Here is a 26,446-nt window from a genome sequence, read left to right as displayed (position 1 = left end):
GACCACCCCGGGCAGGTGGCGTCTGCGACGCCACCTGCACCGGGTCGGTCCCGCCGGCTGAGCGACCGCGGGCTCGCCGTGGCCTTCATCTCCCCCGCGCTGCTGCTGTTGCTCGCAATGTCAGTGTTCCCGTTGCTGTGGGCGTTGTACCTGTCTTTCACCGACTACTCGGCCACCCGCGGGGGGCCTGCCCATTTCATCGGGTTCGGGAACTACACCGCCATCCTGACTTCGGCTCAGGTCCACCAGAGGGCCTTGACGACGTTGATCTACGTGGTCGGCGCGGTCGGCCTGCAGACCGTGCTCGGCTTCGCCATCGCCTACCTGATCTCACGGCGCACGCACGGGCGAGGACTGCTGACCACTCTGTTCCTGGTTCCGATGATGCTGTCGCCGGTCGTGGTCGGGCTGTTCTGGCGATTCATGCTCGACGCGCAATTCGGCGTGATCAACAGCATGCTCGGCTCGCTCGGCCTGGGGCAGGTGGAGTGGCTCACCCGGCAGCGAACGGCATTGATTTCCCTGATCGTGGTCGACACCTGGCAATGGACGCCGTTCATCATGCTCATCGCACTTGCGGGCCTTACCGCGGTTCCCAAGTACTTGTACGAGGCCGCCTCGATCGACCGGGCGTCCGAGTGGTTCCGGTTCCGCACCATCACTCTTCCGCTGGTGTGGCCGCTGCTCCTCATTGCCGTGTTGTTCAGGGCCATCGAGGCCTTCCGGCTGTTCGACCTCGTCTACATCCTCACTAACGGAGGTCCGGGTGTCTCCACCGAGACGTTGTCGTTCCACGTCTACAAGGTCGCGTTCCTGGGCTTCAACACCGGAACCGCCTCGGCATACGGGATCCTCATGGTCCTCGTCGTCATCGTCCTCACGCAGCTCTACCTGCGCTACCTGAACAAGCTCAAGGAGGGCTGATGGCCGTCTCCGTCGACGAGGCCGTGTCCACGGGTCCTGCCCGCGATCGCACGCCCCCCGCGCGCCGCCTCGGCGGGCGGGGCCGCTCCGTGCTGGAGGTCGCGCTGCTGACCCTGCTGGCCGTCGTGATGCTCTTTCCGGTGCTGTGGATGATCGAAACGTCCATCAAGGAAAACCGGGACGTTTACGCCATTCCGGCCAAGTTCTTCGGCTTCACGGTCACAATGGATCATTTCAAGGACGTGTTCGTCGCTCCCGGCGGCGGTCGCTCGGCCCTGTCCGTCTCGTTCCTCAACTCCGTCGTGGTCGCCGGGGTCTCCACGCTGCTGGCCACTGTGCTGGGGGTCCCGGCGGCCTGGGCCTACTCACGCTTCGCAGTGAAGGCCAAGAAGGACCAACTGTTCTTCATCCTTTCCACCCGCTTCATGCCGCCGGTGGTGGTCGTGGTCCCGATCTTTCTCATGTACCGCCAAGTCGGACTCATCGACTCCAAGCTCGGCCTGATCCTCATCTACGCCGCGTTCAACGTCCCGTTCACGATCTGGATGATGAAGGGGTTCGTCGACGAGGTGCCCGCGGAGTACGAGGATGCCGCCATGCTCGACGGCTACACCCGTTTGCAAGCGTTCTGGCGATTCACCCTTCCCCTGCTCGTGCCCGGCATCGCCGCGACGGCGGTCTTCGCACTCATCTTCTCGTGGAACGAGTTCGTGTTCGCCATCTTCCTTACCTCCAGCGACAGCGTGCGGACGGCCCCACCCGCCATCGCCGGCCTCATCGGCGGCACCACTGTGGACTGGGGCCTCGTAGCCGCCGCCTCCGTGGTGTTCGCCCTACCGGTGCTCGTCTTCGCCTACCTGGTGCGCAAGCACCTCATCGCCGGTGTGACGCTCGGGGCGGTGCGACGCTGATGGCGGGCATCGAGGTGACCGCCCTGCACAAGCGCTACCCGGACGGGACGGTCGCAGTTGACCACGTGGACCTGTCCATCGGCGACGGCGAGCTGTTCGTGATGCTCGGCCCTTCGGGTTGCGGCAAGACGACCACGCTGCGGGCCATAGCCGGCCTGGAGAGGCAGACGACGGGCGACATCCGCATTGGCAACACGCTGGTCAACGACCTGCCGCCCGCCGAGCGCGACATCGCCATGGTGTTCCAGTTCTACGCTCTCTACCCGCATCTGAGAACCCGCGACAACCTGGCGTTCCCACTGCGGGCCGAGGGACTGCCCAAGCCGGAGGTGCACAAGCGGGTCGACGAGGCCGCCCGGCTGATGCGGCTTGGTCCGCTCCTGGACCGGCGACCGCGCCAACTGTCCGGCGGGGAGCAGCAGCGCGTCGCGCTTGCGCGCGCCCTGGTGCGACGACCGCGCGCCTTCCTCATGGACGAACCCCTCACCAATCTGGACGCGGAGCTGAGGGCGGACATGCGCACGGAGATCAAGCACCTGCAGGGGGAGCTGGGGGCAACAATGGTCTACGTCACCCACGACCAAGTCGAGGCGATGTCGCTCGGTCACAGAATCGCCATCCTCAACAAGGGCCGCGTCGAGCAGATCGGCACGCCGCTGGAAGTCTACGACCGTCCGGCGAGTCTTTTCTGCGCCGCATTCATCGGCTCCCCGCCAATGAACCTCATTGAGGTGGAGGTGGCCGACGGGAAGCTGCGCGGTCAGGGCGGACTGGTCCTCACGCCACCGCCAGGCCTGCCGCGCGACCGTTGCCTGGTCGCAGGCGTCCGGCCGGAGGCGCTGGAAGTCACAGAACCAGGGGCGGAACGTTCGGTCCCGGCCCGCGTGGTCTCGGTGGAGTGGCTGGGCGACGAAATCATCTACGTGGTTGACCACAGCGGCCAGCGCGACGTACGGGTGCGGATGCCACCGACTGTCCGTTTCGCCGCTGACGCAACGGTCGGGCTGCGGCACACCGGCGGGACCCCGGCGGTCTACGACGTGAGCACGGAAGAGCTGGTGGCCTGATGGGAACCGTGGCAGCGCACGGGCTGTGCAAATCCTTCGGCAAAGTCCAGGCCCTGGACGGGGTGACGCTGGACGTGCCGGACGGCTCGTTCTTCGTCGTGCTCGGGCCCTCCGGGGCAGGCAAGACGACGACCCTGCGAGCGATCGCCGGCCTTGAGAAGCTTGACGCCGGGTCGGTGCATCTGGACGGCAGGGACGCGACCGGTGACGCCCCGGCCGCACGCGACCTGGCCATGGTCTTCCAGAGCTATGCCCTCTACCCGCGACACACGGTGTACGAGAACATCGCTTCGCCCCTGCGGGCACGCCGCTGTTCTTCGAGTGAGATCGCCGCTGCCGTCGAGCAGATGTCGAGCCTGCTGCACATCGAACGTCTGCTGCAGCGTCGTCCCGCGCAGTTGTCAGGCGGTGAGATGCAGCGTGTCGCCCTGGCCCGGGCGCTGGTCCGTCGCCCGCGCGCGTTTCTCATGGACGAGCCGCTGACGAACCTAGACCTCAAGCTCCGCGTCGAGATGCGCACCGAGCTCACCCGCATCCACCGGAGCCTCGGAGCAACCTTCGTCTACGTAACCAACGACCAGGTCGAGGCCCTGTCCATGGCCGACCAGGTCGCGGTCCTCAAGGAGGGGAAGGTGCAACAGGTCGGAACGCCGACCGAGGTGTACGAGCGTCCAGCCAACCAGTGGGTCGCCGGATTCGTCGGGAGCCCGCCGATCAGCCTGCTCGCCTGCCACACCGAGGGAGATCGTCTGGTCGGTGCGGAAGGCTGGACGCTGCCACGGCCCCGCTGGACCACGGCTGAGGACGGTCGTGCGCTGCTGCTGGGCCTGCGCGCGGAGGACCTGTCCGTCGAGCAGCGTGGGAACGCGTCGTTGTCAGGGGAGCTCTACGGGCTTGAGCCGCTCGGTGACCGAACGGTGGTCGACGTCCGAGTGGGGACGGAGATCCTCAAGGTCAAGGCACGACCCACCGTCACCGGTACGCCGGGCGAGCGGCTGCTTGTCACGGTCGACCTGGACCGTGCGCACCTGTTCGACGCGGGCACCGGGCTGTCGCTGTCCGAGGCTGGGCGGTAACCGCGCCGGGCGGCGACGGCAACATGCACCCGCACGTGGCAATCGAGCCTCGGCGGACCGTCACCAGTGAGCACGGCCTGACGACGCTGAGACGGCCGTGGCCCGAGAAGGCGATCGGTGGCGCGGGGCGTCGCCCTGCAGACAGGGCCAAGGCCACATTCGGCCCGCTCGGCAACCTCGCCCCCGACGAGGGCGTGTGACCCGTCCGTCTACAGGCACAGCGCGATCGCTGAGGCATTCCGGACATCACCAAGAAGAGCACAGGAGGCGACGCAATGAGTGACCCGATGGACGTCCTGGCCCCCGAGCACCGGCGGCTCCGGATCGGCGACGCCTGGCGCGACGCCGCAAGCGGAGCCACCTTTGCCGTCGAGGACCCGGCCACCGGCAAGACCATCGCCGAGGTGGCGGACGCCGACGTCGTTGACGGGCTCGCCGCTCTGGACGTGGCGAGCAAGGCAATGGCGCAGTGGGCGGCGACCCCGCCGCGGAAACGGTCAGAGTTGTTGACCGCGACGTACCGGGCACTGACCGAGCGATCCGAGGAGATCGCCCGGCTGATAACGCTCGAGATGGGCAAGCCGCTCGCCGAGGCTCGGGCAGAGGTGGCCTACGGCGCCGAGTTCTTCCGTTGGTTCGCCGAGGAGGCGGTGCGCGTCGAGGGGCGCTACAGCACCGCTCCCGCAGGTGGATATCGAATCCTCACCGTACCGAAGCCGGTCGGACCGTGCGTCTTCGTGACGCCCTGGAACTTTCCGTTGGCCATGGGTGCCCGCAAGATCGCTCCTGCGCTGGCCGCGGGCTGCACGACGATCACCAAGCCGGCAGCCCAGACGCCACTCACCATGCTGTTGCTGGCCCGCATCATGGAGGAGGTCGGCGTTCCCCCGGGCGTCGTCAACGTGGTGACCACCAAGCGTGCCGGCGAGGTGGTCTCAGCACTGCTAGCCGACGGTCGGACCCGCAAGCTGTCGTTCACCGGGTCGACCGAGGTCGGGCGCGTGCTGCTACGACAGGCTGCGGACAACGTGCTGCGCACCTCCATGGAACTGGGCGGCAACGCGGCCTTGATCGTGTGTGCCGACGCTGACCTGGACGTCGCGCTCGACGGTGCCATGGTGGCCAAGATGCGCAACATCGGGGAGTCCTGCATCGCGGCCAACCGGATCTACGTCGAGGAGCCGGTGCGCGAGGAGTTCACGGCGCGCTTCGCCGAGCGGATGGGCGCGCTTTCGGTGGGCCATGGTCTCGACGACGGCGTGGACGTCGGGGCGTTGATCGACGAGGCCTCGGTCACGAAGATCGACGAGCTCGTCGCCGACGCGGTCGATCGCGGCGCCCGGGTCTTGGTGGGCGGCGAGCGTCCGGATGGGCCGGGCCACTTCTACCCGCCCACGGTCCTCGTCGACGTGCCCGAAGATGCGCGGATGCTGAAGGCGGAGATCTTCGGCCCGGTCGCGCCGATCATCTCGTTCACGTCCGACGACGAGGTGATGGCGAAGGCCAACAACACCGAGCACGGCCTGGCCGGATACATCTTCACCCGTGACCTCCAGCGGGCGCTCCGGTTCACCGAGGGGCTGGATACAGGGATGCTCGGCATCAACCGTGGTCTGATATCGGACCCGTCCGCTCCGTTCGGAGGCGTGAAGCAGTCCGGGATCGGCAAGGAGGGGTCGCACGAGGGCATCCTTGAGTACCTCGACCTCACCTACGCGGCGATCGACCTACCGTGACCGGCCTGCTGCTCCGGGCGCCCGCCGAGGATCACCGCGCCCTGTGCACACACGACCTGACCGGCCTCCACCCGGCGGCCGGGACCCGGGCCATGGCCGGCACGAACCCGCTGGCACCCGGGACGCCGGCGACTCCGCCGATCTGCGCACCACCGCCGCGGCCGCGGCGGTGGTTGGGGCGATCAGCCCCTCCGGCGGCCCCAACGGCTACGCCCTCGGGCTCATGATCGAGGCGCTGGTCGCGACCCGGACTCGTACCGCCCTTGGCGACGATGTCCACCGGACCCTCGACCCGACCCACCCGTCCACCAAGGGCGACGTCTTCATCGCGATGGAGCCGACGGCGACCGGGCACGGTCGAGTCCGGGCGCCCGACGCGTGCGCCTGCGCCACCCGGGCGGCCAACCCTGCCGACGCCGTCCCGGTCTCGCAGGTGACCTGGACGCCCGCCCAGCAAATCGCCGCCGACGTTCCGGAGAGGCACTGACATGCTTGAGACCGTTCGCGGACCACGCCAGCTGATAGTGGGCGAAGGGGTCGCGCAGAACATCCCACGAGTGGTGGCCGAGAGTGGCTCACGAGTCCTCATCGTGACCGACCAGGTTCTTCTGGGGCAGCCGGGCGTGGCCGAAATCGTGGCCGCCGTGCGGGAGAAGGTAGAGGTCGTCGAGGTGTTTTCCGACGCGACTCCAGACGTACCACTCGCCGATGTCGCCCTGGCCGTCTCGGTCGCCGCCGAGATGGACGCCAACGTGATCCTCGCCATCGGGGGTGGCACGGTGATCGACCTCGCCAAAATCGTCGGCGTCATCCGGCGCCACGGTGGGACGCCGCGCGACTTCTACGGCGAGTCGAAGGTGCCGGGGCCGACGATTCCTCTCGTCGCGGTCCCGACGACGTCAGGCACCGGCTCCGAGCTCACACCCGTCTCGGTGTTGACCGACCCGGACCGCGAGCTGAAGGTGGGGGTTTCCAGCGTCCACATCGTGCCCGACTTCGCCATCGTCGACCCCGAACTCACCTACACCTGCCCTGCGACCGTCACCGCCCACTCCGGCATCGACGCGTTCTGTCACGCGGTGGAGAGCTACACCGCGCGACCCCGGGCCCACGGACCGCGCGACCCGGTGGAGCAGGTGTTCCTCGGCCGCAACGCGATCACCGACCACTACGCGCTCCTGGCCGCGGAGCGGATCGCCCGTAGCCTGCGTCGTGCTGTCAGGGACGGAGGCGACACGGACGCGCGCGCGGACATGTCCTATGGGTCCATGCTCGCCGGGCTCGCATTTTCCCACGCGGGCAACGCGGCCCCGCACGCTCTCCAGTACCCCATCGGCGCAGCCACGCACACGCCGCACGGCCTGGGCGTCGGGCTGCTACTGCCCTACGCGCTGGACGCGGCCAGGGATGCCATCAGCGACCGGTTGGCCATCCTCGCCGGGGTGTGCGGGCTCGACGTGACCGACGCCTCGGATGCCGAGGCCGCAGAAACGTTCCTCACCTGGCTCGACGGGCTCCTTGCCGACATCGGCATCCCTCCCACCTTGGCGGACATCGGCGTGGCACGCGCCGACCTCCCGCGCTTCGCGGAGATGGCCAGTGGCGTCACCCGCTTGATCCAGAACCATCCAGGCCCGACCGACACCGCCAGCCTGACCGCGATCCTCGAAGCGGCCTGGACCGGGGACCGGACCCGACACGTCCTGACTCCGAGCAGAGATAGTGACCGGCCTTTCACATGACGACGAGTTCCCTGCCCCTGTACCGCGCCAAAACCGTCGCAACGACGCTCACGGATGACCAACGTGGTTGTCGACCCCAGTAAGTGAGGGGGTTTTCGGGGGAAGTTCAAAACTTTATAGATAAAGATTAAAGCCCTGACCAACGTTTTCGCTGGTCAGGGCTTTTGTCTGTCGGGACGGCCGGATTCGAACCGACGACCCCTTGTTACCAACAGTTACGGCCCACCGCATGTCATCGGTTGCCGACAACCGGTAGTGACCTGCGAAGACAGCCCAGCAGGCTGATCACCACTTGGTCACTGATTGTTGCGGTCGGACAGGAGTTTTCGAGGGGTAAATGGGGGGTGGAATCGTGGTCCGCTGCGGCGGTCAGCTCATGTCGATGGCGTACGCCTCCTCGCGCACGTCGGCGTCGGGGTGCCGGCGTAGCCCGATCAGCAGATCCCGCCACGGCGCCTTCCAACCGAAGCTGGCGCCGTGCCGCACCAGTGCCACCGCGAACAGTCCGCCTGCGAGGTCGCCGCGTTCCGCCAGTCGCGCGACGGTGCCGGTGAGGATCGCCGGGTCGGGCCACTCGCGGAGGCCTCGCAGGCGGGCGCCGACGTGTTCGGCGGTGCGGATCGCGAGGACAGGCCGACCCGCACACAGTGCGGCAATCTCGTCCAGATTGTCCAGCCGGCCGAGGTTGACCAGCATCCGCGTGGCCGTGCCGGTGAAGGCGGGATGACCGGCGAGCCACCTCCCTGATTCGACCAGCGCGGTTCGGTCGGCCCTGGCCGGCCGGCTCCCGGACTGGACGACCGCGCCGCGTGCGAGGAGTTCGATGCGGCGCCGAGCCGGGCGGTCCGTGTCCGGGTCGCCCGGATGATCGCAGTCAGTCGGGTGGCCACGGCGTGCAGGTGCGGGGTGGGGGCTGTTCGGAGTAGCGCAGTTCGGCGCAGTACCGCAGCGTGCGGGTCGGGGTCAACGTCCACTCGTAACCGGCAGACTGGTATCCCATGAACGTCGTGCGTCCGCAGCATCGGAAGTTGGTGCTGCCATTCGCCAGTCGATGCACCTGCGGCACGCCGTCGACAAGCAACTCCACCTCCAGGTAGTACTCGAACGGGTCGTGCCAGCCCAGCCTGCCCGAGTCGGGCGGCTGCACCTCGTCAACATTCACCAGATGTTCGAGGGTCTGCCCGGCGTTGAGGGGGTACGACCCCTGGTCGGCTCCGCCCGGAGCCGGTGCGTCGGTGGGAGAGGTAGATTCCCTCGGTTCCGCGTCACGGCAGCTCAACTCCACCCAGGTGTGTTCCTCCTCGGGAGGCTCGACGTCTCTGACGTATTCCGCCTCGACCTGCACCACCTCCACGTCCACCCGGTCGCGCGCGGTCAGCGACAACAGGTGCACCGGGTTGATGTTGACCGGCATGCCGCCCTGCTGCTGTGCCCATTCCATAAACTGGGCGCAGTCCCGTACGTACTCCGGCGGGATCGTTCTCGCCGCTTCCTCGGTGACGAGCAAGGTCGGTTCGGCACCCTCGTACCCGCTGATCGGAGCGGTCAGGTCCAGCGGGCGGCCAGGAGCGATCGGTGCGGCATCGCCGGATGCAGGGGCATTGGTGGAGGGAGAGTTTCCGTTGACAGAGGGCGGAGAACCCCGTAGGTGATCGCCGTTTGTTCGCAGCGTGTACACGGCGGTGAAGACCAGCACCGCGGGCAGCACCCAGACAACGAGGATTCGGCGTAGGCGGCGGCTCATGATCAGTCGATCCGCCCGGCGAACGGACCCGCGCCGTCCGGGGTCCAACCGTCGGTGACATGCGTGTAGTACCGCTCCTGGTAGTGGGCCGCCAGGTTGGTGCTGCGGAACGGCCGGCCGTTGTCGTCGACCGTGATGACCCGTTTCTCGCTGCCGAGGGCCAGGTCCAGGTCGACCACCCACTCGCAGTACGACCGTTCCGTCTGGGCCTGCACGTCGATGCTGAGCGGCTCGCCGGGTGACAGAGTGACCGAATGTCGGTCCATGTACGCCACACCGAGGTTGGCGTCGCCGGGCTCACGGATCCGGGCGACGCTGTCGGGCTCGTCCAGGTCGAAGCCGATCTCCAGGGGTTCCCCTTCCCCTTGCGAGCCCCGAAATAGGCACGCACCGGCGGGCGGCTGGTCACGACGTGTCACCCTGGCCCGGATCTGGGTGACGAACACGGGCTCGGCCCCCTGGCCGACCAGGGACAGCCGGATCCGGGTGAACAGCCGGTTCGGGTGTTCAGGCGAGGTCCCGAGTACGGCGAAGATGCCATTCCCGGTCTGCAGCATCTCGTCCGGAAAGCGGTAGCTGCCGAGCCCGGGAGTCAGCAGCCGTCCACGTTGGTCGGCGCCAAGTGGCTGCGGAAACAGCCACAGCCTGGCATCGTCCGAACGGTCGTAGTAGTAGGCGTTGGCGGAAATCGGGGCCTTTTGCCGAGCCAGCTCCCGCTTTGCCTGATCGACCGCGAGATCGTCGCGCACCGCCTGCCCCGGAGAGGTGAACCGACCGACTCCCTCGGCGATCACCGCGCCGATCAGTCCACTCGCCACCGCGGCCCCCATGCTCAGGAAAAGGGTCCGTCGTGAGGAACGGGGCTGCGCCCCATCCTGCTGCTCATCCGACACAGAGTCGCCGTCCTTGGCGGCGGGCGGGCGAGACTCGTCAGAGGATTTTGTCGGCCCTGCAGCGGAACCTGGTTCTCGTGCCCCGGAACGTCGACGATCCGATGGCCGCGACTCCTGTTCTCGGTCCTCCGACTCACGCTTCCTTGGCCTGACCTGTGCAGCCCGACTCTGCGGCGTACGTCGACCTGGCGAGGGCTCAGGCACAGAGGATGGCACGCGTGATCACCTCAAGATCGCAATTAGGATGACGCGCCCCGCATTATATTGATCCTTCACAACAGCGAGCCGGCCGTCGACAAACAGGCTCCCGGCGATCATTCGGTCACCCAGGAAAAGCGCTGGTACCGAGCCCGATCGGCGCGGAATGACCACGAGAGGGTGTATGGGTTTGGCGTCAGTCTGCTGAGTTGGAGGTGCGGCGTTACTGCCGGCGAACGAGACCCTGCCCGGATGAGGCGACGGACGGTCTGGCTGATCGCGGGCCATCGATCATCGCCTCCACGTTGCAGGGTGGCGTTTTGAACCCGGATTGATCGTCCGCTGGAGGTCGACGTGCCACGGAGCACCACGGGACCCGGATCGGTAGAGGATGATCAATTGGCAGATCACGGATTCCTTCAGAACACCAGGCACGTAGCTTCTTGCTCCGGCAGGAGGTCGCCACGGTGGGTGGCCTGGTGTCGCCAGGCGTGGATCTGGGCCTGGAAGCGGGTGAAGCCGATCCCGACCGGCTCCTGCTCGTCGGCGAGGAACTCGGCGTATCCCGGTTCCCAGGCCCGCCAGCCGATCGCGAGCCGCGCATGGGGCGCTCGGGGCGCCGTCAAGATCAGCCGGGCGGGTTGACCGCGCACGTCAGGGTGTGTGGGGATGCCCGGCGCGCCGCCGTGCCCGCCAGTTGGCGCGGATCGCGCGCAACACCGTACCCGGGGTCGCCAGATAGCTCGGGTGACGATCCATCTGGGTCACGGCGTCGAACCGTCGGGCGACCGTCGGATCGGTCACCGACGCCTCCTGGATCTGGTTGCCGACCCAACTGGATATCCGGTAGCCACGGGGATAGGGGCCGGACACGGACGGCCGGGACAGGTCGGCGGAGGTCGAGATGCCCCAGGCTGCGTCCACGACGACCCGTTGCAGCGCGAAGAACTCCCTGGCCGCGACGGAGAGGTCCGGCTCAGCACTCAGATACCTGGCCAGACACGACGCGTGCAGCGCCGCCGACGTCATCCCCTGGCCGTAGATCGGGTTGAACGACGAGACCGCGTCGCCGACGCTGACCAGGCGGGCCGGGAACCGTTCCAGCGCGTGGAAGTCCCGTCGCCGACTGTCGGCCTGGCGGTAGGTCTCGACCTCACCGAGCATCTCGCTCTCGACCACCCCACGGAACTCCGGCGGGAAGTCCTCGCGCAATCGCCGCACGAGATCCTCGGCGGTACGGCCCGGCTGGCTGTCGCCGTAGCCGCCCATCATGACCATCCACCGGTCGCCCTCGATCGCGGTGAACATCGCACCGGCTATGTCCCCGGAAGCCCCGGGGCTGCAGATGGCCAGTACGGTGCCGAGCGCCGGCTCGCTCTCGGCACGCCGGAACGTCGCCGTCGCATAGTTGATGTTGATGGTCATCCGGGTCAGTGGCAACCGCTCCCAACCACCCCGCGCTAGCCAGTCACCAAGCCTGCTGGATCGTCCCGTCGCGTCGACGACAAGGTCGGCGGCCTCGACACCGGGACCGTCCATGGACTCGTAGCGCACCGCGGTGACCGCTGTGGCGCTGAGGTCGAGGCCGGTGACCCGCCCCCTGACCACCTCCACGTTCGGCAACTCGAGCGTACGTCCGCGGATGAGGCTCTCCAGGAACGGTCGGCTCGCGGAGAGTACGGCGACATCCGAACCCCGCACCTTGAGCCGACCGTCGAGGTAGGTGCGGCGTACATCGGCGGACGCGACGTACACACCACGGGCCACGGCCTGTTGGGAGAATCCCGGAAACCACCGTTCCAGCTGGGCCCGACCCGCCGGCAACAGGGCGTGTATCTGAGACCCCTGCGGTACGCCCACCCGCGCGGCGCCGGCAGCGGTCAACTCGTCCCGGTCGATGATCACGACACGTTCGGCGTAGTCGGCGAGCACCCGGGCAGCCAGCAGGCCCCCGACGCTACCGCCGAGCACAACGGCCCGTCCGAGAATGACTGACGGAGCCGTCGGGTCACCATCGGCACTGATGCTGGCGAAGACCTTCGCATCGGACCGTGGCACATGAACCTCCGGCGGGATCGTCCGACGTTGACTCCTCCAGCATGGGGCAGAGCCGTCGGAGATTCACACACCGGCCCGGTCCGGGCCGGCTGTTGGATCCACCGCACCGCACCGCACGACGACGGGCAACACGGCACCCACCCCGGGGACCGGTGTGGTCGCCCGGGGTGGGTGCGGGTCGCGTGGTCGTGGTCACCAGTTGCCGAGGACGAGGCGCCCGTCGACCGGGCCGAGGTTGTACTGGCCGGAGGTGTACCAGCGGCCGAGCGAGCTGACGCCGTTCTTGAACACGTAGTAGCCGAAGGTTCCGTCAGCGAGCTGGTACGCCATCACGATGTCGTCCACCCCGTCACCGGTCACGTCACCCGAGGCGACCCGGTTGCCCACCTGACTGACGGTGAACGAGGGTGCGGTGAAGTCGGTGGTACGGCTGAACGACGAGCCGTTCGACGTCCACCGGTGGATGGTCATGGCACCGTCGCCGTCGTCGTGCACCAGGGCCGGCTCGGCCTTGCGGTCGCCGGTGAAGTCTCCCACCACCAGACGCCCGCCGACCGGACCGAGGTTGTACTGGCCGGAGGTGTACCACTGGCCGAGCGAGCTGAGTCCGCTCTTGTAGACGTAGTAGCCGAAGGTTCCGTCAGCGAGCTGGTACGCCATCACGATGTCGTCCACCCCGTCACCGGTCACGTCACCGGAGGCGACCCGGTCCCCCACGTTGCTCAGGTTGAACGACCCCGTCGACGAGTAGTCGGTGGCCCGGCTGAACGACGAACCGGTCGACGTCCACCGGTAGATGGTCATGGTGCCGTCACCGTCGTCGCGTACCAGGGCCGGCTCGGCCTTGCCGTCGCCGGTGAAGTCACCCACCACCAGACGCCCGCCGACCGGGTCGAGGTGGAACGGCCCTGAGGTGTACCACCTGCCGAGCGAGGTGATGCCGCTCTTGTACACGTAGAACCCGAAGGTACCGTCGCTGATCTGGTACGCCATCACGATGTCGTCCACCCCGTCACCGGTCACGTCACCGGAGGCGACCCGGTCCCCCACGTTGCTCAGGTTGAACGACCCCGAGGAGGTGTAGTCGCTGGTCCGGCTGAACGACGAACCGGTCGACGTCCACCGGTGGATGGTCATCGCGCCGCCACCGTCGTCGTGCGCCAGCGCCGGTCCCTTGGCGCTGGCGCTGGCCGAGTTGTCGAGGCCGGTACGCCGGATCGGCTTGTACGTCGACAGGTCGCTCCACCCGTTGAACCCGAGCGCCCCGGCGTTGTTGTCGGCGTACGGGTTCTGGACCGTCTGGCCGTCGCTGTTGAAGGAGTAGACGTAGGCGCCCTCGGAGTGGTCGTTGCGGTTCTTCCAGTGTGAGAACAGCTCCATGTGTCCGCTGCGGACCATGGCGTCTCCGGGCTGGAAGTCGTGCAGGCTGCCGAGGGTGGTCCACATCGGGTTGCTGCCCTGGAAGTCCCCCGTGACGTAGCTGCGGGAGAGGTGCCAGGCCATCGACACCAGGCCGGAGCAGTCACGCCGGTAGGTGTGGGAACCCTCGGCGTCGCTGGCCCAGGTGCCGGTCTGGGTGTACGTGATGTCGCGGTCGACCCAGTTCTGGGCCCGGTCGAGGATCTCGTCGCGGCCGATCGGACCATTGAGGGTCGACGCCTCGGCCGGGGCGGTGGTGACCAGCGCCCCAGCGCCGATGGTCAGCAGGCTGAGCGCGGCACCCGCAACGACCCTGCTCATAGCGCGGATCACTCCTCGTCGGACGAAATGGTTCACAGCTACTCCCTTTGCTCGTTTGATGCGTGCAGATCGAATCGGGCTTTTCGTCCAGTGCCGGCATCACGACAGCCGCATTGGCTGCCATCGACACGGCGGCTAAAGTCATCGCGGACGTACGCCATCGGGAGAGCCGCGGCAGACGTTGCGGCTCCCGATCGGACGTCCCATGAAGTTGTGGCTTGTGGCCCCTTTCGATGGAGAGGTCGGGTGAGGGTCTCCGGTGGCAGGTGACGCCTGGCTCGGCCGTGACATTCGGCTCGGCCGTGACACCGGAGCGGTGCGTGGCAAAACATTCGCAGCCGGGCCGGTAACGAAACTGAACGAATCCTTGACACCTTCGATCGGCGCAGCTCGAAGCCGGTGGAACGGTGTTCCTACGGGCGCGGGGGCGGTGCCGTGGAACTGCGGATACTCGGCGAACTACAGATCCTCGGCACGGGAGGACCACTCGAACTCGGCCCGCTGAAACAACGACTGGTCCTGGCTGCCCTGGCCGTGGACGCCGGCCGCTGCGTACCACCCGAGGTGCTGATCGACCGGGTCTGGGACTCCTCCGCGTCGACGGACGCCCGTGGGGTCCTCTACACGTACATCACCCGGATCCGGCGGCTGCTGTCCACGGCGGACACCGTCGGCGCCGCCCCGATCACCCTGGCCCGACGGCCAGCCGGTTACCTGCTCGGCACCCCGGACGGGCGGTTCGACCTGCATCGGCTGCGCACCCTCACCGAGCAGGCGCACGAACTGGAGCCGAACGACCCGCAGCGGGTCCGGCTGCTGCGCGAGGCCATCGACCTGTGGCGCGGCGACCCCCTGGACGGGCTGCCGGGCGACTGGGCCGCCCGGGTCCGGGAGGGGCTCCGGCAGCAACTGCTGGGGGTGCTGCTCGACTGGGCCGACAGCGAACTGCGGCAGGGTCGCCCCGGACCGGTGGCCGACCGCCTCGGCCAGGCGTTGGAGCGCAACCCGCTCGCCGAGCCGGTCGTGCTGCACCTGATGCGGGCGCTGCACCTCAACGGCCGCCGGGCGGAGGCACTCGACCAGTACGCCCGTACCCGTACGTTGCTCGCCAACGAGCTGGGCGTGGACCCCGGGATCGAGCTGCAGAAACTCCACCAGCAGATCCTCCGGGACGAGCTTCCCCCGCGCCCCCCGGTGGCGTCCGTCGAGCCCATGGCACCCCCGGTACAGATACAGGCGCCGGTGCCACCGCCCGTTGACGAGCCCGGCCCGTGGGAGAACGACGACGACGTACCCGGTCCGGGGGGACCCGGATGCCAGCTTCCGCCCGCGCTACCAGACCACACCGGATGCGAGACCGAGATCGCCCAGGCACTCGCCCTGCTCGCCGGGGCGGAGCGGTCCCCGGCCCCCCGACCCCCGCTGATCCTGGCCGGGCCCGGCGGCATCGGCAAGACGTCGTTGAGCATCCAGCTGGCCCACCTGCTGCGCGACAGCTACCCGGACGGTCAGATCTTCGTCGGGCTCGAAGGCCGGCGCGGTGACCCGGCCGGTGCCCTCAACCAGGTGCTGCGTGCCCTCGGTGTCTCCAACGTCCAGCAGTTGCGCACCCTGGAGGAGAAACTCGGACAGTACCGGGCCACACTGAGCGGCCGCCGCATCCTGATCGTGCTCGACTCCGCGGTCAGCGCCGAGGAGGTCCTTCCGCTCGTCCCGGGTGCCGGGGGCAGCGCCCTGATCGCATCGAGCCGGGCCCGGCTGACCACCATCCCCGGGGCGCACCACCTCGAGATGCGGATGTTCCGCGGCGACCAGTCGCTGGCACTGCTCAGTCGGATCATCGGGTCGCAGCGGTTGGCGGCCGAGCCGGAGGCCGCCGCGACGGTGGTCGAGATGTGCGCCGGCCTGCCGCTCGCCCTGCGTATCGCCGGTGCGCGGCTGGCGGCCCGACCGCACCGGCGGATCTCCCGGCTCGCCGACCGGCTGCGCGACGAACGCGGGCGACTCGACGAACTCTCCACCGACGGCCTGGCGGTACGGGCGAGCATCGCCGTCGGCTACCAGGGCCTCAGCCCCGCCGCGCAACGGGTGTTCCGGCTACTCGGTTTCATGGATTCACCCAGCTTCGCCGACTGGCTCGCCGCGGCCCTGACCGGCGAGACCGTGGACGCGACCGAGGAACTGCTCGAACAGCTCGCCGACGCACGGCTGGTCGAGGTGGCCCAAGGCCCGGCCTACGGGGTCGTCCGCTACCACATGCACGACCTGGTACGGCTCTACGCCCAGGAGCGCGCCATCCGGGAGGACACGAACGAGGTCCTGCACCTGGCCGTCGCCCGGATGCTACGGGCCGCCACGGAGCTGTGCGAGCGGCTCGGGGAACGGCTTCCGCACGCGGTACCGCCGCTGTACCGACAGCCGCCCATACCGGTCAGCCTGGAGTCGTACGTCCTCGCCGCCGACCACCTGCGGCCCGGATGGCTCGACGCGGAGGGTCCCTGCCTGGTCGCCGCGGTCGAGCGGGCCGCCGACCTGGGGATGGACGTTGCCGCCTGCGCGCTCGCCGACGCGCTGGTCTTCGCGTCATTCGCGGTACGCAACGACTTCGTCGGCTGGGACCGGACCCACGCGGCGGCACTCGGCGCCGCCCGCAAGGCGGGCAACCGGGTGGCGCAGGCCGTCATCGAATGCGGCATCGCCCTGCTGCGGTACAAGGAGGACCGGTTCGCCGAGGCCGAGAGGTACTTCCCCTCCGCCATCGCGCTCTTCGACGAGGCCGGTCACCAGCTCGGTGCCGCCGCCGCGCGTAACGGGCTGGGTTCGGTGTTGCGCGAGGTGGGTCGACACCGTGAGGCGATCCCCCTGCTGGAGGCGGCCGCCGTCGCGCTCGCCCGACACGGCGACGAGGACGGTGCCGCCCACGCCCTCTACGGTCTGGGGCACTGCCACCGGGAACGGGGCGACGACAGCCGGTCGATCGACAGCCTGCAACAGGCGATCGACCGGTACCGCTCACTGGGCCACTGGCGGGGCGAGGCCATCGCGACCCGGGGCATCGGCCTGGTGTACCGGGCGGCCGGCAACCTGGACGCGGCGGAGTTGTGGTGCTCCCGGGCACACGACATGGTCGTCAGCAGAGAGGACGAGCACCTGGCCTGCTACACCTCCCAGGCGTTGGCCAAGATCTGGCTGCGGCGCGGCGAGGGCGACCGGGCCCTCGAGCCACTCGAACGCGCACTCGCGACGTGTCAACGACTGCACGACCGGCTGGGGGCAGCGCTGGTCCAGCGGACGATCGGCGAGGCGCATCTCGCCGTCGGCGAACTCGACGCCGCCCACGACACGCTCCGACTCGCGTACGACGCCTGGCGCGAACTCGACCACGACCTCGGCCAGGCGCGTACGCTCCGGGACCTCGGCGCGGTGCACGCGCTGCGCGGCGACCCGGTCGCGGCACACGCCGTATGGGCCGAGGCCCGGTCGACCTTCCAGCGGTTGGGCACCCGGGAGTCCGCCGAAGCCGACGGGTGGCACCTGCGCTGGAACTGTCCGTGCGACGGCGCCACGGTCGATCCGGACGACCGGTCGAGTCTGGCCGGAGTCGCCTGAGACCCGGCACCGCCAGGCGTTCAAGGTTTAATTCAGTTTCGGAAAAGGCGCGCTTCCTACCGTCGAGACCAGACCCGGGCAGCAGCTCGGCAGGGATCGAGACGACGAGGATGCGAGGCGACCATGAGGACCCGAGGCAGCGCTGCCCTACTGGCCATGACGATTGCCCTGACCTGTGCGATGTTCGGCTGTTCCCGCGCCGCCGAGCGGCCCGTCGCGCGGCCGGTGTCTCCGGTGGTCACCGGGAGCCCCACCACTCCCGCCGACGCGACGCCACCCGCGCCGGTCCCGGTCGGCAGCGCCGCCACGGTCGCCCCCGACGTGCCCGCCCAGGCTGCTCCCGACGGGCAGCGCGGCACGCAGGGTACGGGTGGTCGGCCCGAACCGGCCGGTGACCGGTCCACGGCACCGGCGGCGCCGATCGTGCCGGCGGCCGACGACCCGTCCTGCGCGCCGGCCGTGCTGCTGCCGGCGACGAGGGCGTTGGTCGACGACCGCGCCGCCGGGGTGGCCGTCGACCGGGTCGAGGTGTTCGGCTGCCGGAACGCGTACGCGCGGCTGATCGCGCTGCCGGCGCGGACCTCGGATCCGATCCTCAGCGACCAGGTCTTCCTGCACCTCGAAAGTGGGACGTGGCGCTTGGTCGGCCGGGCGGCAGCGGGACTCGACTGCGGTGACGACGGGCTGCCGGCGGACATCGCGACCGCGTGTGCGGCACTCTCACGGTAGGAGCGGTCGCGAGATGGGTCCTGCGCTTGCCGAGATCTCCATCCGAGCAGGTGAGAGAGCTGTCTCATCATCCCGGGACCTCGACGGCTGCCACCTGAGCCGAACGCGCGACACAAGCCGTCGCTCGCTAAGGCAACATAATCATCCGTGCTGCTTCGACTCACGTACCTGGGCGTGACGAACGCGCCCACGATGCTGCGCCTCCTGCGGACGAGCGACCGGAACAAGGATGCTGAGATCCTGGCGTTACGTCACCAGATCACGATCCTGCAGCGGCAACCGGGCGAACAGCGACCGCTGTTTCAGCCGAGCGATCGGGCGTTCCTGGCCGCTCTGCCGCACCGGTTGCCGCGGCACGTGCTGCGCCGATTGCAGATGCTGGTACGCCCGGACACCGTGCTGCGTTGGCACCGCGACCTGCTCGTAACCATCACGCGACGCGGTCTCGACCAAAGCGCCCGGGCCGGCCACGGACCGTGCACTCGATACGCATCCTGGTGCTGCGCCTGTACCGGGAAAACCCCAGCTGGGGATATCGTCGACTGCACCGCGAACGGCTCGTACTCGGGATCACGGTAGCCGCGTCCACCGTCTGGGAGATCCTCCACGAGGCCGGGATCGACCCCGCTCCCGAGCGCGCCCGCAGCACGCGGGCCGACTTCCTCCGCTCACAAGCCGACGCCCCGCTGGCGTGGCCAGTCTGATAACGGTTACCGAAGGTTGAACCGCCTCGCCCGCGGCGGCCCAGCGCATTTCGTGGGCGAATGCGCCGGGGCTCGGATGACCGTCTTCCCGTTCCGCGGCGGTACTAGACACGCGGGCCAGGTCCGTTACGGGATCTCGACTCTCCGCGGGCGGACTGGCGACGGGGAGCTGCTCCCGGATGAGCTACACCTCTCCCGACCAGACAACGCAACGGACCCGTTCAGGCATTCAGGTAAGCGAGAACGGCGAGGACTCGGCGGTTGTCATCGTCGGAGGGAGGCATGTCCAGTTTGGTGAGGATGTTGTTGATGTGCTTGCTCACGGCCTTCTCAGTGATGTGGAGCTTGGCGGCGATGGCCGCGTTGGAGCGACCTTCAGCCATTTCGCCGAGTACTTGACGTTCCCGGGCGGTGAGCAGGGCGAGTGGCTCCCGGCGGGCGAGCAGTTGTGAGATCACCTCGGGGTCCATAGCGGTGCCGCCGCCGGCTACTCGGCGGACGGCATCGACGAACTCGCCGACGTTCGACACTCGATCCTTGAGGAGGTAGCCGACACCGCCATGCGGGGTGCTGAGCAGTTCGCGGGCGTAGAGGGGTTCAACGTGCTGGGAAAGCATGAGGATCGGCAGGCCGGGCATCTCGGTACGGGCTTCGATTGCGGCCTGTAACCCTTCGTCGGTGAACGTCGGTGGCAAGCGGACGTCGATAACTGCCACCTGGGGTTTGTGTGTGATCAGGGCGGGCAACAGGGCCGGGCCGTTGTCGACCGCTGCGACGACGTCGAAGTCGAATGCCTGTAGGAGTCGGGTCAGTCCGTCACGGAGGAGGGCATGGTCCTCGGCGATGACAACGCGCACGGCAACTCCATGGTGATGACGGTCGGCCCCCCAGACGGGCTCGACAGCGCCATCGTGCCATCGAACGCGGCGAGACGGCGTTCGATACCGCGTAGACCGGTGCCGGTGGCGGGGTCGGCACCCCCTGCGCCGTCGTCCGTGACGACCATTGTCAGCACACCGTCCGCATGCCGTAACGACACCGATCCGGCACGGGCCCGGCTATGCCGGATCATGTTGGTCAGGGACTCGGCGACGGCGAAGTACGCCGCGGACTCCACGGGTGCGTCGGGCCGGCCGGGAAGGTCGGTGTCGACCATGATCGGCACCGGGAGGCTGAGCGCCAGCGCACGGATCGCACCGCCGAGCCCACGTTCGGCGAGCACCGGCGGGTGGATGCCGCGTACCAGGTGTCGCAGCTCAACGAGCGCCAGGCCGCTGGACTCACGCGCTTCGGCAAGCAGGTCGTGGGCGGCCTTCGGGTTCCGGTCGATCAGTTCGTCGGCGAGACCGATCACCATGCCGAGCGAGACGAGGCGCGCTTGGACGCCGTCGTGCAGGTCGCGTTCGATGCGGCGCAGCTCCGCCGCCTGGGCGCCCATCGTGTCAGCACGTGTCACCGTCAGCTGCGTGACGCGCAGCCGGAGTTCGGCGGCCCTGGTCGGCGCGAGGAAAAGCCGCGCGAAGTATGCGTCGACGCGGCGCAGCCACGGCGCTGCCCACAGGCCTGCGGCGAAGATGACGGCGCCTTGCGGCAGGCAGAGCAGGCCGTCGCTCAACGTGTCGATGGACCACGTTGCGCCGTAGCCGTACCAGCCGGTGCCGAGCCAGACCCACAACGGCGCCAACGTCAGGCCCGCGAGCCCATACAACGGCACCACGACACAGATCGTCCCAAGCGTGAACCCGACGACCGCTCCGGGCACGAGCCAGGCAAGGTCACGCCAGGTCGCCGGGTCCGTCACAGCCCACCGGAAACGTGGCCAACTGCCAGCCCCGGCCCGCTCCGGGGCCGGATGGTACGGGCGTGTCACAAGGACGCCCGTCCGTGAGGCACGTCTGCGTTCGAGATCGGCACGCTTCCGGACAAGCGTCATCGTCCAAGGCACCAGCGCCAGACCGAGGAACGGCACCGGAGTCAGGGCCAACGCGACAGCCGACACGGCAAGCAGCGGAATGTTGGTGAACGCCAGACCGATTCCGGCCATGCCGCTGAGCACGGAGCGCACACCGCGCCAGGCCCATCGGCCCAACCGTTCACCGGTACCGCGCATGTCCACGGTCATATTGTGCCCACGGACTGACGATTCAGTGGTGGTGCTAGCCCCACCGCGTTGGAGGGCGTAGCGCTCCTGACGGTTCAGGCGTGAAGCGGTTTGATAGAAACATGACGATCACCATGACGCCCTCGCGGACACCGACAGGAAGCGACTTCGCCGTCCTGTCCCGGCGGATCGGCGGGGAGGGACTGACGCAGCGCCGACCTGCTTACTACGGGGTACGGCTCAGCGTCGTTGCGCTCATGCTCCTCGGCGGTTGGACCGCGTTCTTCCTCATCGGCTCGTCCTGGTGGCAGTTGGTGACGGCCGCGTTCCTCGCCGTCACGTTCACCCAGGTCGCGCTCGTGGCGCACGACCTGGCGCACCGCCAGGTGTTCCGCACCAAACGCCCCGGTGAATTCGCCGGACGGCTGGCCGGGAATCTTGGCGTCGGGATGAGTTACGGCTGGTGGATGGACAAGCACACCCGCCACCACAACAACCCCAACCACGACGACCTCGACCCGGATGTCGCGCCCGAGGTACTCATCTGGGCCACGAAGTCGGCCCTGGGCCGGCGCGGGCTGAAGGGCTTCATCACCCGGTACCAGGCCGCGCTGTTCTTCCCGCTCCTCACCCTGCTCGCCATCGACCTGAAGGTGTCCAGCATCAAGGCGCTGCGCAACGGCACCGTAAAGCGCCGCGGCCTGGAATCCGCGCTGTTGATCCTGCACGCCGTCGGCTATCTGTCCGCGCTGCTGGTCGTCCTCTCACCGTTACAGGCCATCGCGTTCCTGCTCATACACCAGGCACTGTTCGGCGTCTACCTCGGCATGACGTTCGCACCCAACCACAAAGGCATGCCGCACCCGACCGGCGACGAGGACTACCTCCGCAAGCAGGTACTGACCTCCCGCAACGTCCGCGGCGGCTGGCTCACCGACGCGGCACTGGGCGGCCTGAACTACCAGATCGAGCACCACCTGTTCCCCGCCATGCCGACCCCCAACCTGCGCAAGGCCCAGCCGATCGTGCAGGCGTACTGCGCCGAAATCGGCGTCGCCTACGAACAAACCAGCCTCATCACCTCCTACCGTCAAGCCCTGCAATACCTGCACCAGGTCGGCGCCCCGGCCCGCGCCGAACACGCGAATCGCCGAGCCGGTCTCGCCAACTGACGTCGATTGGCTACGGCCGAAGCTCAGAAGCCATCCGCGCCCCGCCCGGCGTTCGGTCATCGCGGGCTGTCCCGTGGACGGTAACGATGTGAATGGCGCGATTCCTAACTAGATACCGGAGGCATTCGATGACGTAGAGTGGGCTCGCCTGGCCGGGGGTCGTGGAGCCACGGCCGTCGCGCTGGCACAGGCGGTCACCACCGCCCGGCTGCACCCGGCAGTGTTCGCCGTCGAGATGCCGCACGAACGCCTGCGCGACCTCAAGCTGCCGTCGATGCGGGATCGATGGACTTGATTTCAGGGATGACCCTGGACGGAACACAACGTCCGTGCAGGCTGTAACACAACGCGCTTTGTCGACGCCAAGTGAATGCCGAGGGCCCCACCACCGGTCATGGACGAACACCCCGCGTCCGGGGACACCGACCGACAGGCGGTAGCCGTCACTGTGGCGGGCAAATCCTCGCGTAAAGAGGGCGGGGGACAACGCCAACACCACGTGCAACCCGGACGGTCCCTCCGCGTTGGCGAGCCGGTCGGCGGCGCTGCGGGTGCTTCGCAGCTACGCCGAGGCCGAGCGGATCATCGCCCCGCTGGTACGCGAACAGCCGCACCTGCGTGCGCTTGTCGTGGAGCTGGCGTGGATCCAGCACGACCTCTCAGAACGCCACTTGATTGATGAGCTCAGCCGTGAACGTGCTCAAGGTGTCGTCGTGCAACTCGGGCACGGTGGACGAGACCAGCATGGCCACGTCTCCCCCGTCGGCCGCGACGCCCCCGGCGGCCACCGTGCCACCCGCGACCTTGACCTGACCCGCGCCAGGTGGTGAGTCGAGAAACCCCTGCAGGTCCTGAAGGGTCAGGTGCGCGTCACGCGCGATCTGCGGGGCGAGCAGGCTGATCGCGGCCGGGGCGCGGGTCGCGGTCAGGCGGATGCCGAGTTTGTCTTCGCCGACCCGATAGTCGCATTCGACGTACGTGGCCGCGGCCGCCTCGAGCGGGGGTAGTCCGTTCTGCTGCGCGGTGACCGGGTCGTCGGCGGGTTTCTCGCTCTTCGACACCTCGGCGCTCGCGGAGTCCAGTTGCGCGGGCCGGTCGACAGCTACGGACCGCAGCGCGGCGGACAGGTCGAGCTTGATCGGACACCGCGCGGGGTCGATCTGGATCGCCGCCTGCCGCACCGCGTCCACCGAGACCTTGTGCCCCGACTGCGGCTCGTCCTCCGACCAGCAACCGCCGAGCACCATGATCCCCGCAAGCGCGCTCACGCCGGCCACCAGTAGACGCACGATCATGTGCGTCAGACTATCTCCGCTGGTGCGCACCGTGACTGCGCATGACACACCCGCCGTTAAACGTTCGGTAAATAAGCGGCAACCAATTCGGCGAACAACCTAACGCGGCGCATTGAAACAGGTTTCCCGGGTCTGTGGATTTAAGGGTGTTTCCGGCCTGACCTGCTGGGCGTTGTGCCTGGTGAGGAGGGTGCCGTGATGACTGCGACACTGAACGATGTGACCCCGAGGAAGGTCAAGGCCGAGCTGTCGGCGGAGGCGAAGGCCGCCGCCGACCTGGTCCGGTTGGCCAAGGAACAGGGCCTGTCTTTGACCGGCCCGGACGGTCTGCTCAAGCAGTTGACGAAGACGGTCCTCGAGACCGCGCTCAACGAGGAGATGACTGGGCACCTCGGTTATGAGAAACACGAGACCGCCGGCGATGGGCGGTCGGGCAATGTTCGTAACGGGACCCGGTCGAAGACGGTCCTGACCGACACCACCGGCCCGGTCGAGATCGACGTGCCCAGGGATCGGGCGGGCACGTTCGAGCCGCAGATCGTGCGCAAACGTCAGCGCAGGTTGTCGGGGGTCGACGAGGTGGTGCTGTCGCTGTATGCGAAAGGCCTCACGACCGGGGAGATCTCCGCGCACTTCGCCGAGATCTACGGGGCGTCGGTGTCGAAGGAGACGATCTCCCGGATCACCGACAAAGTGGTCGAGGAGATGACCGACTGGGCCCACCGCCCCCTCGATGAGGTTTACGCGGCGGTGTTCATCGACGCGATCGTGGTCAAGGTCAGGGACGGGCAGGTGAGCAACCGGCCGTTCTACGCCGCGATCGGGGTCACCCTCGACGGGGACAAGGACGTTCTCGGGTTGTGGGCCGGGACCGGTGGTGAGGGTGCGAAGTTCTGGATGAGCGTGCTGACCGACCTGCGTAACCGGGGTATCAAGGACGTGTTCTTCCTCGTCTGCGACGGGTTGAAGGGGCTGCCGGAGGTCGTCACGAACGTGTGGCCCCGCACGATCGTGCAGACGTGCATCATTCACTTGATCCGTAACACGTTCCGGTTGACGTCACGCAGGTGCTGGGACGAGTTGAAGCGGGACGTCAAGCCGATCTACACCGCGGTCAACGCGACCGCGGCCCGGGCGGCGTTCGACGACCTGGCGGAGAAGTGGGGCGGGCGCTACCCGGCTGTGATCCGGCTGTGGGACAACGCCTGGACCGAGTTCATCCCGTTCCTCGACTACGACCTCGAGATCCGGAAGGTGATCTGCTCGACGAACGCGATCGAGTCATTGAACGCCCGCTACCGGCGGGCGGTCAAGGCCCGGGGGCACTTCCCGAACGAGCAGGCGGCGTTGAAGTGTCTGTACCTGGTGACCCGATCGCTGGACCCGACCGGGACCGGCAGGACGCGGTGGGCGATGCGGTGGAAACCCGCGTTGAACGCCTTCGCCATCACCTTCAACGACCGCTTCCCAACCGCTGAAACCTACTAACCAAGATCGCCGGAAACACCCTTCACGAGACAGGCCCGGTTTCCCAGCCTCCGCGGGCCTGTCTCGTGCTGAGACGCTACTGGAATATGCGGTGCAGCACGACGTCGTGTTCCTGGTAGATAGCCGGTGTGTCGGCCTGCGTGGCAAGTGTGAGCGCGACGGCTGGTGGGCGTTGCTGGGCTTGCTGGGCGGTGTCGGCGTCCATGGCGATGAGTTCAGCGCCGTAGGTGTCTGCGACGATCGTGGCGATGTGCTGGCCGGCGTGGTCGATGTCGCCGGCGTAGCGCAGGTGGACGCCGTGGTGGACGGCGAGGCGGAACAGGGTGTGGTCGACGGCGCGCAGCTGTCCGCTGGTGCACGCCAGCGGCTGCGCCGAGCCGTTGAGGTAGGCGACTTCCAGTACGGACGGGTTCTCGACGACGGTGAGGACTTGCGCGCCGAGTATCGGCGGCTCCTGCAGGAGGTCGAGCAGGGTAAGGGCGACGGGGGTACGGCTGTCGCGCAGTCGCCGGTCGATGGGCCCGTCGCCGGTGGTGTTCACGTTGAACAGCAGCACGGTGGCCGACAACCGGTCCGCCACGATGCCGGACTCGGCCAGCAGCGCCCGCACCAGGTCCGGCCGGGCTGGTACGGCCTGGCCGGTGTGTTCGGCGATGGCGGCGACCAGGCGTTTGCCCGCGAGCCGATCGAGGTCGAAATAGTGCGGGTCGCCGACGGTGTCGTGAGCGAGTTTGGCCAGCGGCGCCGGTGGGGTCAGGGGTAGCTGTTTCATGACTGTGGCCAGGGCTGCGATGGTAGTGCGGATGTCGGTGTCGTCCTCGCCGAGGCCGGCGGTGCGCATGCGGGTGACCAGCTGAGGGAGCCCGGGCAGCTGGTCGGCGGCGTACTGCCAGAGCTGCTCTCGGTGGGCGGCGTTGGTGCGGGCTTTGGCGCTGCGGTCGATAATCGGGGCGTTGATGGCGAGTTCCACGATCGTGATGAGCTGACCGGGGGTGAGGTCGAGGGCGGTGAGCAGGTCGCGGACGGGCACGGTGATGGTGTCGCCGGTGGCAGCGACGGCGGAAATTCGGCGGCGGCGCCGGGTGGTGGTGTCGAGCCAGGTGCGCAGCTGGGCGACGCCGGCGTGGTTCATGTCGGTGACGCGGACGGTGGCGAGTGTTTCAGGCGTGGTGCCGGCGCAAAGCCGGTCGTGGATCGCCTGCCAGAGCGGGTGCAGGTCGGTGTCGGCGGCGAGGTAGGTCAGGTCGGTGGGCACCGTG

The 26,446-nt window shown here is 68.2% G+C and carries 23 protein-coding genes; 12 read left to right on the top strand and 11 right to left on the bottom strand.

From position 1 onward, the window contains the following. The first annotated feature begins 15 nt into the window (after positions 1-15). From BDK92_RS37045 to BDK92_RS37015, 7 genes are all read left to right on the top strand, one after another. On the top strand, positions 16-924 hold the full coding sequence (locus BDK92_RS37045) for a carbohydrate ABC transporter permease (protein ID WP_246017437.1): 909 nt from the start codon (positions 16-18) through the stop codon (positions 922-924). Further along, the gene (locus tag BDK92_RS37040; protein WP_121161025.1) at positions 924-1,835 is read left to right on the top strand and encodes a carbohydrate ABC transporter permease; all 912 of its coding nucleotides are present in this window, start codon (positions 924-926) and stop codon (positions 1,833-1,835) included. The genes BDK92_RS37045 and BDK92_RS37040 overlap by 1 nt, the downstream gene beginning before the upstream one ends. Further along, positions 1,835-2,902 (top strand): ABC transporter ATP-binding protein, encoded by a 1,068-nt coding sequence (locus tag BDK92_RS37035; RefSeq protein ID WP_121161023.1) that lies wholly within the window; start codon positions 1,835-1,837, stop codon positions 2,900-2,902. The genes BDK92_RS37040 and BDK92_RS37035 overlap by 1 nt, the downstream gene beginning before the upstream one ends. Then, positions 2,902-3,978 carry an ABC transporter ATP-binding protein gene (locus tag BDK92_RS37030; RefSeq protein ID WP_121161021.1) on the top strand — a complete coding sequence of 359 codons (1,077 nt, stop codon included), beginning with the start codon at positions 2,902-2,904 and terminating at the stop codon, positions 3,976-3,978. The genes BDK92_RS37035 and BDK92_RS37030 overlap by 1 nt, the downstream gene beginning before the upstream one ends. 275 nt (positions 3,979-4,253) lie before the next feature. Then, the gene (locus tag BDK92_RS37025) at positions 4,254-5,714 is read left to right on the top strand and encodes an NAD-dependent succinate-semialdehyde dehydrogenase (RefSeq protein ID WP_121161019.1); all 1,461 of its coding nucleotides are present in this window, start codon (positions 4,254-4,256) and stop codon (positions 5,712-5,714) included. Between the two features lie 43 nt (positions 5,715-5,757). Beyond that, positions 5,758-6,201 carry an Ldh family oxidoreductase gene (locus tag BDK92_RS37020; protein WP_170208831.1) on the top strand — a complete coding sequence of 148 codons (444 nt, stop codon included), beginning with the start codon at positions 5,758-5,760 and terminating at the stop codon, positions 6,199-6,201. Position 6,202: 1 nt separating this feature from the next. Further along, positions 6,203-7,456: an iron-containing alcohol dehydrogenase gene (locus BDK92_RS37015; protein WP_121161015.1), complete on the top strand. Its 1,254-nt coding sequence runs from the start codon at positions 6,203-6,205 to the stop codon at positions 7,454-7,456. A gap of 369 nt (positions 7,457-7,825) precedes the next feature. Here BDK92_RS37015 and BDK92_RS37010 read toward each other — a convergent pair whose 3' ends face one another. The 6 genes from BDK92_RS37010 to BDK92_RS36985 all read right to left on the bottom strand — a co-directional run bounded on the left by BDK92_RS37010 (position 7,826) and on the right by BDK92_RS36985 (position 14,089). Next, positions 7,826-8,152 (bottom strand): hypothetical protein, encoded by a 327-nt coding sequence (locus BDK92_RS37010; protein WP_211349508.1) that lies wholly within the window; start codon positions 8,150-8,152, stop codon positions 7,826-7,828. A 178-nt stretch (positions 8,153-8,330) separates the two neighbouring features. Then, a complete protein-coding gene (locus BDK92_RS37005; protein ID WP_121161013.1) occupies positions 8,331-9,200 on the bottom strand; it encodes a hypothetical protein in 870 nt (289 codons plus the stop codon). A 2-nt stretch (positions 9,201-9,202) separates the two neighbouring features. Further along, complete coding sequence (locus tag BDK92_RS37000; RefSeq protein WP_147457272.1) at positions 9,203-10,018, bottom strand: hypothetical protein; 816 nt, start codon at positions 10,016-10,018, stop codon at positions 9,203-9,205. A 692-nt stretch (positions 10,019-10,710) separates the two neighbouring features. Continuing rightward, positions 10,711-10,944 (bottom strand): hypothetical protein, encoded by a 234-nt coding sequence (locus tag BDK92_RS36995; protein WP_121161009.1) that lies wholly within the window; start codon positions 10,942-10,944, stop codon positions 10,711-10,713. A 1-nt stretch (position 10,945) separates the two neighbouring features. Then, complete coding sequence (locus BDK92_RS36990; protein WP_121161007.1) at positions 10,946-12,349, bottom strand: FAD-dependent oxidoreductase; 1,404 nt, start codon at positions 12,347-12,349, stop codon at positions 10,946-10,948. A 192-nt stretch (positions 12,350-12,541) separates the two neighbouring features. Further along, positions 12,542-14,089 carry an FG-GAP repeat domain-containing protein gene (locus tag BDK92_RS36985; protein WP_121161005.1) on the bottom strand — a complete coding sequence of 516 codons (1,548 nt, stop codon included), beginning with the start codon at positions 14,087-14,089 and terminating at the stop codon, positions 12,542-12,544. Between the two features lie 435 nt (positions 14,090-14,524). Here BDK92_RS36985 and BDK92_RS36980 point away from each other — a divergent pair, with 435 nt between their 5' ends. Continuing rightward, positions 14,525-17,698, top strand: coding sequence for an AfsR/SARP family transcriptional regulator (locus BDK92_RS36980; RefSeq protein WP_147457271.1), 3,174 nt, complete (start codon positions 14,525-14,527; stop codon positions 17,696-17,698). Positions 17,699-17,854: 156 nt separating this feature from the next. Next, positions 17,855-18,427: a hypothetical protein gene (locus BDK92_RS36975; protein ID WP_147457270.1), complete on the top strand. Its 573-nt coding sequence runs from the start codon at positions 17,855-17,857 to the stop codon at positions 18,425-18,427. A 246-nt stretch (positions 18,428-18,673) separates the two neighbouring features. On the opposite strand, the gene BDK92_RS39945 is transcribed toward BDK92_RS36975, so the two are convergent. Continuing rightward, complete coding sequence (locus BDK92_RS39945; RefSeq protein ID WP_211349507.1) at positions 18,674-18,898, bottom strand: hypothetical protein; 225 nt, start codon at positions 18,896-18,898, stop codon at positions 18,674-18,676. Positions 18,899-18,903: 5 nt separating this feature from the next. On the opposite strand from BDK92_RS39945, the gene BDK92_RS39940 reads away from it, so the two are divergent. After that, positions 18,904-19,131: a hypothetical protein gene (locus BDK92_RS39940; RefSeq protein WP_211349506.1), complete on the top strand. Its 228-nt coding sequence runs from the start codon at positions 18,904-18,906 to the stop codon at positions 19,129-19,131. A gap of 221 nt (positions 19,132-19,352) precedes the next feature. On the opposite strand, the gene BDK92_RS36965 is transcribed toward BDK92_RS39940, so the two are convergent. Next, positions 19,353-19,988, bottom strand: coding sequence for a LuxR C-terminal-related transcriptional regulator (locus tag BDK92_RS36965; RefSeq protein WP_121162880.1), 636 nt, complete (start codon positions 19,986-19,988; stop codon positions 19,353-19,355). Further along, a complete protein-coding gene (locus BDK92_RS36960; RefSeq protein WP_170208892.1) occupies positions 19,940-21,241 on the bottom strand; it encodes a sensor histidine kinase in 1,302 nt (433 codons plus the stop codon). The genes BDK92_RS36965 and BDK92_RS36960 overlap by 49 nt, the downstream gene beginning before the upstream one ends. 113 nt (positions 21,242-21,354) lie before the next feature. Between BDK92_RS36960 and BDK92_RS36955 the strand changes: the two genes are divergently transcribed. Beyond that, positions 21,355-22,404 carry a fatty acid desaturase family protein gene (locus tag BDK92_RS36955; RefSeq protein ID WP_121161000.1) on the top strand — a complete coding sequence of 350 codons (1,050 nt, stop codon included), beginning with the start codon at positions 21,355-21,357 and terminating at the stop codon, positions 22,402-22,404. Between the two features lie 659 nt (positions 22,405-23,063). On the opposite strand, the gene BDK92_RS36950 is transcribed toward BDK92_RS36955, so the two are convergent. Further along, on the bottom strand, positions 23,064-23,699 hold the full coding sequence (locus BDK92_RS36950; RefSeq protein ID WP_121160998.1) for a hypothetical protein: 636 nt from the start codon (positions 23,697-23,699) through the stop codon (positions 23,064-23,066). 198 nt (positions 23,700-23,897) lie between these two features. Here BDK92_RS36950 and BDK92_RS36945 point away from each other — a divergent pair, with 198 nt between their 5' ends. Further along, positions 23,898-25,187, top strand: a complete 1,290-nt coding sequence (locus BDK92_RS36945) for an IS256 family transposase (protein ID WP_121162879.1) — start codon at positions 23,898-23,900, stop codon at positions 25,185-25,187. Positions 25,188-25,263: 76 nt separating this feature from the next. Here the strand turns inward: BDK92_RS36945 and BDK92_RS36940 are convergent, their stop codons facing one another. Beyond that, positions 25,264-26,442 (bottom strand): TIGR02679 domain-containing protein, encoded by a 1,179-nt coding sequence (locus BDK92_RS36940; protein ID WP_121160996.1) that lies wholly within the window; start codon positions 26,440-26,442, stop codon positions 25,264-25,266. Between the last annotated feature and the right edge of the window lie 4 nt (positions 26,443-26,446).

Origin of the sequence: Micromonospora pisi (genome assembly GCF_003633685.1) — a bacterium.
GTDB classification, from domain to species: domain Bacteria; phylum Actinomycetota; class Actinomycetes; order Mycobacteriales; family Micromonosporaceae; genus Micromonospora_G; species Micromonospora_G pisi.
Note: the sequence above shows the minus strand (reverse complement) of the source record. Positions and strands in the feature narration are given on the sequence as shown.

Bases quoted from the DNA above. Each gene is read 5' to 3' on its own strand.
- BDK92_RS37040 (WP_121161025.1), top strand. From the start codon at position 924: ATGGCCGTCTCCGTCGACGAGGCCGTGTCCACGGGTCCTGCCCGCGAT.
- BDK92_RS37035 (WP_121161023.1), top strand. From the start codon at position 1,835: ATGGCGGGCATCGAGGTGACCGCCCTGCACAAGCGCTACCCGGACGGG.
- BDK92_RS37030 (WP_121161021.1), top strand. From the start codon at position 2,902: ATGGGAACCGTGGCAGCGCACGGGCTGTGCAAATCCTTCGGCAAAGTC.
- BDK92_RS37025 (WP_121161019.1), top strand. From the start codon at position 4,254: ATGAGTGACCCGATGGACGTCCTGGCCCCCGAGCACCGGCGGCTCCGG.
- BDK92_RS37015 (WP_121161015.1), top strand. From the start codon at position 6,203: ATGCTTGAGACCGTTCGCGGACCACGCCAGCTGATAGTGGGCGAAGGG.
- BDK92_RS37010 (WP_211349508.1), bottom strand. From the start codon at position 8,152: ATGCTGGTCAACCTCGGCCGGCTGGACAATCTGGACGAGATTGCCGCA.
- BDK92_RS37005 (WP_121161013.1), bottom strand. From the start codon at position 9,200: ATGAGCCGCCGCCTACGCCGAATCCTCGTTGTCTGGGTGCTGCCCGCG.
- BDK92_RS36985 (WP_121161005.1), bottom strand. From the start codon at position 14,089: ATGAGCAGGGTCGTTGCGGGTGCCGCGCTCAGCCTGCTGACCATCGGC.
- BDK92_RS36975 (WP_147457270.1), top strand. From the start codon at position 17,855: ATGACGATTGCCCTGACCTGTGCGATGTTCGGCTGTTCCCGCGCCGCC.
- BDK92_RS36960 (WP_170208892.1), bottom strand. From the start codon at position 21,241: ATGCGCGGTACCGGTGAACGGTTGGGCCGATGGGCCTGGCGCGGTGTG.
- BDK92_RS36955 (WP_121161000.1), top strand. From the start codon at position 21,355: ATGACGATCACCATGACGCCCTCGCGGACACCGACAGGAAGCGACTTC.
- BDK92_RS36950 (WP_121160998.1), bottom strand. From the start codon at position 23,699: ATGATCGTGCGTCTACTGGTGGCCGGCGTGAGCGCGCTTGCGGGGATC.
- BDK92_RS36945 (WP_121162879.1), top strand. From the start codon at position 23,898: ATGACTGCGACACTGAACGATGTGACCCCGAGGAAGGTCAAGGCCGAG.